Source organism: Mycobacterium sp. (assembly GCF_051006775.1).
Lineage (GTDB): Bacteria > Actinomycetota > Actinomycetes > Mycobacteriales > Mycobacteriaceae > Mycobacterium.
Genome location: NZ_JBPCSX010000013.1, coordinates 1 through 5,619, shown reverse-complemented (window position 1 = coordinate 5,619; position 5,619 = coordinate 1). Strand labels below are relative to the sequence as shown.

The window sequence follows — 5,619 nt, the reverse complement described above, 5'->3', positions numbered from 1 at the left end:
AGTCACTGGCGGCCGATACCCACGAGCACGCCGTCACCGAACACTCGACGGCCGCGCTCAGCGACGACGAACTGCGCGAGTTGCGCAACAGCCTGGCCAAACTCGTCGCGTGATCGGCATCGGTGGGCGGTGACTGAGCACCACCGCACCACCCCGTCCCCGATCTCCGACTCGACGTCGAACACCACTGTGATGACCGCCTGCCGGCCCTGACCGGCCGCTGTCAGCAGAACCCGAACCCTTGATCATCAACCCTTTCGGAAGGAACCCATGCTCTTCTCACTCCGCCCTCCGCTGATCGCACGGCCTGCCGCACTCGTCGGGGCGGGCGCTATCGCCCTCGCCCCGCTCGCGGCGCATTACAGCTCGTCGCCCGCGCTGCAGATTCCCACCCTGGAGATGCCCTTGGCTCTCAGCGCTGCCAGCTTCGACCAACCCGTGGTCGAAGCCCTGGGAACCCTGAACCTGATCAACAGCGACCTGTTCAGCAGCAACCAGGATTGTTCGGCCTGCGAAATAAACGGCGGTCCGCTTACCTACCAGGGCCTGCTGCCTCAGTTCATCAGCGGTGCGCTGCCGATCATCCGCCAGCTGGGCTACAACGCCGCCGGATACATCGTCAACTCGATCGAACAACTCTTCACCGGTCCCGACTCCACCACGGTGACTCTCGCCCATGCCGCGTGGACGTTCCTGCCGACGGCCGCAAGCTCAGGGCTCGGGCCGGCGCTTTCCGGCCTGGGTGTCGCGATCAACCAGGCGGGGCACACTGCACTCGCGGCCGGCCAGTACGTGCTGGACCGGGTGGTCGCCAACCTCACCGCGACAGCCAAGAGTCTGGTCGGATTCCTACCCGGGGCCATCACCGACGAAATCGGCATCGTCACGGCGCTGCTTGCCGCGACGGCCAACGTCGGCCAGCAGTTCATCGCCGGACTCTCCCACCCCGGGTCGGGAGAGTCGTGGAACGCTCTGGTCTCCGGATTACTGGGGCCGGTGGCGTCTAACGGACTGCCCAGCATCCCAGGCGCGGTGGGGGCACTCACCGTCGGCCAAGGCCTCAACGACACACTCACCGCAGACCGCTACGTTCCGAGCATCCGGATACTGGTTCAGAATGTGGTCGACCAGCACGTCTTGGACCTCAACGGTGGCACCAGCCCGCACCCACTCCCAGTTGCGTCGACGGCCGTGGAGATCGCCGTGACGGCGCCGGGGGCTGCAACCTACCGACCGACGCACCCGGCGGTGACCTCGTCAGCGGTCGCGGCAAGAGCGCCGAAGTCCGCTGCGGAAAGAACAGGACACAGTGATGCCGGTTTAAGTCCCGCGCTCAAGACGCGGACCGGCGGCTTGCTCTCTTCAGAAACAAGATGAGAAAGGTGTCGATCGCGGACTGGGTGCGTGTGAACCCACACTCGAGCGAACCTGCCCGGACCGCTCCACCTGCTGACGCGATTGCGGGGAACTCCATCAACCCCCTGCAATCGGGTTGAGACCTCTTCCCAAGCTGAATACGCGGGTTGGATTCCCGTCATCGGATCCATGTCCTCCCCGAGCACCCCGATGTTGCGCAGCCTTGAGCCCCCCATTACAGTCGAAGTAAGTTAGGGTAGCCAAACTTTATTTCAACTGCTGGGAGGGCCCGATGTCAGATGTCTCCGCCCAACTGCTGGGCAGCGCGCTGATCGGTCTGCGGGAAGGTCTCGAAGCGAGCATCGTCGTGATGATCCTGGTCGCTTTCCTGGTCAAGTCTGACCGCCGCGACGCCCTGAAGTGGGTCTGGCTCGGAGTCGCCGGCGCACTCGCGATGACGGTCGGAATCTTTTTGGGCATCCGCTACGGCGCCTACAGCATCCGCGACCTCACCGCCGAGGCGATCGCGGGCATCGCATCACTGGTCGCGGTCGCCATCGTCACCTCGATGGTGTTGTGGATGCGCCAAGCCGCAGCGAGCATCTCCGGGGATCTGCGAGCCGGGATGACCCGCGCGCTTGAGACCGGCGCTGCTGCGGTTCTTCTGCTCTCCTTCCTCGCCGTCGGGCGCGAGGGTGCGGAGACCGCCTTGTTCATGGTCGGTTATGCCGAGGCTAAAACCTCGTGGCCGCTGGTCGGCCTCATCATCGGCATACTGGTGGCCGCGGCGATCGCCTGCGCCATGTATGCCGGGGCGATCCGCATCAACCTGGCGAAGTTCTTCTCCTACACCGGCGTCTTCCTGATCGTCGTGGCCGCCGGGATCCTGTCCTACGGCATCGGCGCGCTGCAGACCGTCGGATGGTTGCCCGGCCACGCCAGCCGTGCATTCGACATCAACGGAGCCTTGGACTGGTCGTCCTGGTACGGCCAGATCCTGCGGGGCGTCTTCAATCTCACGGCCACCCCCACCGTGCTGCAACTCAGCGCATGGCTGATCTACCTCGCCGCAGTGCTGACATTGTTCCTGCGGCCCAGCCCTGCCCCTGCCCACCGGCCGGCCGCTCTGGCCATACCCACGGAAGGTTCGACAGCATGACCCGCATCACCGCCGCCTCGACGGCGATCCTGGCCGTGATCGCTCTGGCCGGGTGTTCACCGGCCACCAAGACCGCGTCCACGGACAACGCGACGACCGAGATCACCGTCGACGCCTCCGACACCGGTTGCGCGGTGTCGACCGCCAAGGTCGCGGCCGGGTCGTACACCTTCGTCGTCACCAACACCGGCTCCAAGGTCACCGAGTTCTACGTCTACGGCGACGGTCAGCGTGTGCTCGGCGAGGCCGAGAACATCTCACCCGGGCTACAGCGCCGACTCGACATCCGATTCGAGCAGCCCGGCACCTATCAGACGGCCTGCAAGCCCGGCATGACCGGCGACGGCATCCGCGGCGACTTCACCGTCACCGGCTGAAAACCCCCGGTCGCAGCGTTGCTCAACGCCTCATTTCGGTAACCGTCGGAGCACCGGTCTTAGCACCCCGGGCTTTGACAATGTAGCGTTCCCGGAAAGTAGTAGACAATCTTTGGAGTTTGCTGATGTGGGTGGCCAGGAACGGCGCTCGGGTGGGGGCGGCGGCGTTCGCGCTGGGACTGTCCCTGGCCGGACCGGTGGTTGGTATCGCCGCGGCCGACGGGACTGACGTCGCGACGCCGGCAACGTCGGACACCCAAAGCCAGACACCGACGCAGGCTGGCCCGAAGGCCCCCGCGACACGACAGCGTCGCGCGGTGGCGCCCGCCGAAACGCAGGCCGGGCCGGCTAGGGCCGCCCGATCCGCCGGGGCTACCTCAGCCCCCCGCACCGCGACCAAGCCGGCTGCGGCCCGGCGCGGCAATCGCAGCGCGACGACCGCATCGGCCGTCGCGCCCAACACCAACGCAACCGCCGGTACCGCATCGCAACCGACCGTCCCGACCACTGCGACGCCGTCGGCCGATACCGGTCAGCCGACAGTGGCAAGCTCCCCATCGACGCAACCGACCATCGAAGCGCCCCAACAGGTTGCAGCGAAACCCATTGCCGCACTGAGAATTACCGGCGCTGCTGCGACAGCCGCAGCCACTGACCCGATCTCCGCGCTGTTCGGTCCGATCCAGGCCTTCGTCGAGGGTATCGGCCTGCTGATCCGGCGCAGCTTCTTCAACCAGGCACCTGTCGTCGCCCCCGTGCAGGTCACCGGCAAGGACGGCGGCCCGATCACCGGGACGGTGGGTGCGGTCGACCCCGAGGGCGACCCGATCATCTACAGCATCACGGATCTGCCCGCGCACGGCACCGTCGACATCGGAACCGACGGCAACTACGTCTACACCCCGGGGGCCGATTTCACCGGACGCGACAGCTTCATGGTCTCGGCCACCGACACCGGATTCCACATCAATCTGCTCGACCTGTTCCGGCCGACCAGCACTGCGGCTTTCCTCGGGGTCGCCCAGAACGTGACGCCGTCGCTGCTGACCTTCACCTTCAACTACATCAACGGCAGGGGCGGCGAACTCTGGACCCAGGCTGCTCGCGGGTCTCTGGAGTGGGCCGCCCAGGATCTTGTCGACTATTTCGTCGTCACCGACCCGGTGAACGTCACCTTCGACGTCACCGCGGAGTGGGCGCCGCTGTCGGGCACCCTGGCCTCCTCCGGCAGCGATCTGACCAGCAGCGACCCCGGGTTGTATGACACGGTCGTGCAGCAGAAGATCCTCACCGGGGTCGACGCCAACGGGGCGGCCGCCGATGGCACGATCGACTGGAACTTCGGCCAGCCCTGGGCATTCGGCAACACAGTGGTCAGCGGCCAGTACGACTTCACCTCCACGGCGATGCACGAACTGCTGCACGCCCTCGGCTTCCTGTCCAACGTCGACGAGCCCGGCTGGGATGCCAGCAACTTCACCTGGACGACGTTCGACACCTACATGGTGACCGCGAACGGCACCCCGGTGATCGGGAATGACTACCGCTGGAACCCGGTCTACAACACCAATCTCACCGGCGGCAACGGCGGCCTGTATTTCGGCGGCCCCAATGCCGTCGCGGTCTACGGCGGCCCGGTCCCGCTCTACACACCGGACCCCTGGGAGCCGGGGAGCTCGGTGTCGCATCTGGGTGACGCCACCTTCTTCGGCCGAAACAACAAGCTCATGAACGCGATCTCCGACGCCGGACTGGGCGTGCGGGTGGTCAGCCCGATCGAGCTGGCCATCCTGCAGGACATCGGCTACACCGTGAACACGTCGGCGTCGGCGTTCTTGATCCTCGGTTTCGGACTGGTCCGCCGCCGCCGCAGAACTTCTTAGCGAAAACCGCTCAGCGGCCGGTCAACTGGTCGATCAGGGTGTAGCTGTCGGGATCGTCGGGAAGGACGGCGGCGAAGCCCTCCAGAAAGATGATCGCTACGACGTTGGCGGCGACGACGGCGATGAACAGCCAGATGATGGCCGTCGAAAGCTTCCATCCCGCGCTGCCGGCCGCCGGAGCCGCCGGGATGCCTTTGGGCATCAGCATCAGCATGACCCCGACGTAGATCATCACGATGGCGAACGTGATGAAGGCCCACGTGTAGAGGTGCAGGTTCAAAACCGGAGCTCCGTAGCCTGCGTCTCCGGGCTTGATGTGCAGCAGAATCTGGCGAATAGACACCGCCGCCCCGGCCACGACCCCGATGAGACCCATGCCCAGACCCTGCGCATAACGTGCCGGCGTGAGAGTTCCCCGCCGGGCCGCCATGACGACGTAGAGCGCCCCGAGGGTGGACAGGATCATCCCGTAGCGCTGCAACATGCACAGCGGGCAGGGGAACTCGCCCTCGACGAACTGGATGAAGAACGCACTGCCCATGACGAAGCAGTACGCCAGGATCCAGCCGTGCAGACCCCAGTAGCTCAGCAAGCTCCAGACCCCGCCCGACTTGGCGGTATCTTCCGCGGCCATTAGAAGCTCAGATCCAGGACGGAGGTGACATGCCACTTGAACAGGCCGATCATGGCGATCACTCCGATCACCCAGAGCGACAGGATTAGACCGTTTCTGGCACCCCGCCACACCAGCAGCGCTATCACGAACAGCAGGATCATGATGAGAATGTCCACGCGGGAACCATAAGTCGCGACGACGGCCTGCGGGGTGGATTTAGCCCGGGAA

Annotated in this window: 6 protein-coding genes; 4 read left to right on the top strand and 2 right to left on the bottom strand. The window is 65.6% G+C overall.

Translation table 11 applies throughout. The features are described 5' to 3' along the window. The first annotated feature begins 270 nt into the window (after window positions 1-270). The 4 genes from ACR2JI_RS00690 (at window position 271) to ACR2JI_RS00675 (ending at window position 4,775) form a co-directional block, all read left to right on the top strand. Window positions 271-1,377 (top strand): hypothetical protein, encoded by a 1,107-nt coding sequence (locus ACR2JI_RS00690; RefSeq protein WP_526386965.1) that lies wholly within the window; start codon window positions 271-273, stop codon window positions 1,375-1,377. Window positions 1,378-1,648: 271 nt separating this feature from the next. After that, window positions 1,649-2,515, top strand: coding sequence for an iron uptake transporter permease EfeU (gene efeU / locus ACR2JI_RS00685; RefSeq protein WP_526386963.1), 867 nt, complete (start codon window positions 1,649-1,651; stop codon window positions 2,513-2,515). Continuing rightward, a complete protein-coding gene (locus ACR2JI_RS00680) occupies window positions 2,512-2,892 on the top strand; it encodes a cupredoxin domain-containing protein (RefSeq protein ID WP_526386961.1) in 381 nt (126 codons plus the stop codon). Before efeU ends, ACR2JI_RS00680 begins: the two co-directional genes overlap by 4 nt. Before the next feature lie 125 nt (window positions 2,893-3,017). Continuing rightward, complete coding sequence (locus tag ACR2JI_RS00675) at window positions 3,018-4,775, top strand: Ig-like domain-containing protein (RefSeq protein ID WP_526386959.1); 1,758 nt, start codon at window positions 3,018-3,020, stop codon at window positions 4,773-4,775. A 10-nt stretch (window positions 4,776-4,785) separates the two neighbouring features. On the opposite strand, the gene ACR2JI_RS00670 is transcribed toward ACR2JI_RS00675, so the two are convergent. Both ACR2JI_RS00670 and ACR2JI_RS00665 read right to left on the bottom strand, forming a co-directional pair. Next, complete coding sequence (locus tag ACR2JI_RS00670) at window positions 4,786-5,409, bottom strand: disulfide bond formation protein B (protein ID WP_526386957.1); 624 nt, start codon at window positions 5,407-5,409, stop codon at window positions 4,786-4,788. Continuing rightward, on the bottom strand, window positions 5,409-5,619 hold a 211-nt coding region (locus tag ACR2JI_RS00665; RefSeq protein WP_526386955.1), incomplete at its 5' end, for a DUF5993 family protein. The genes ACR2JI_RS00670 and ACR2JI_RS00665, both read right to left, overlap by 1 nt.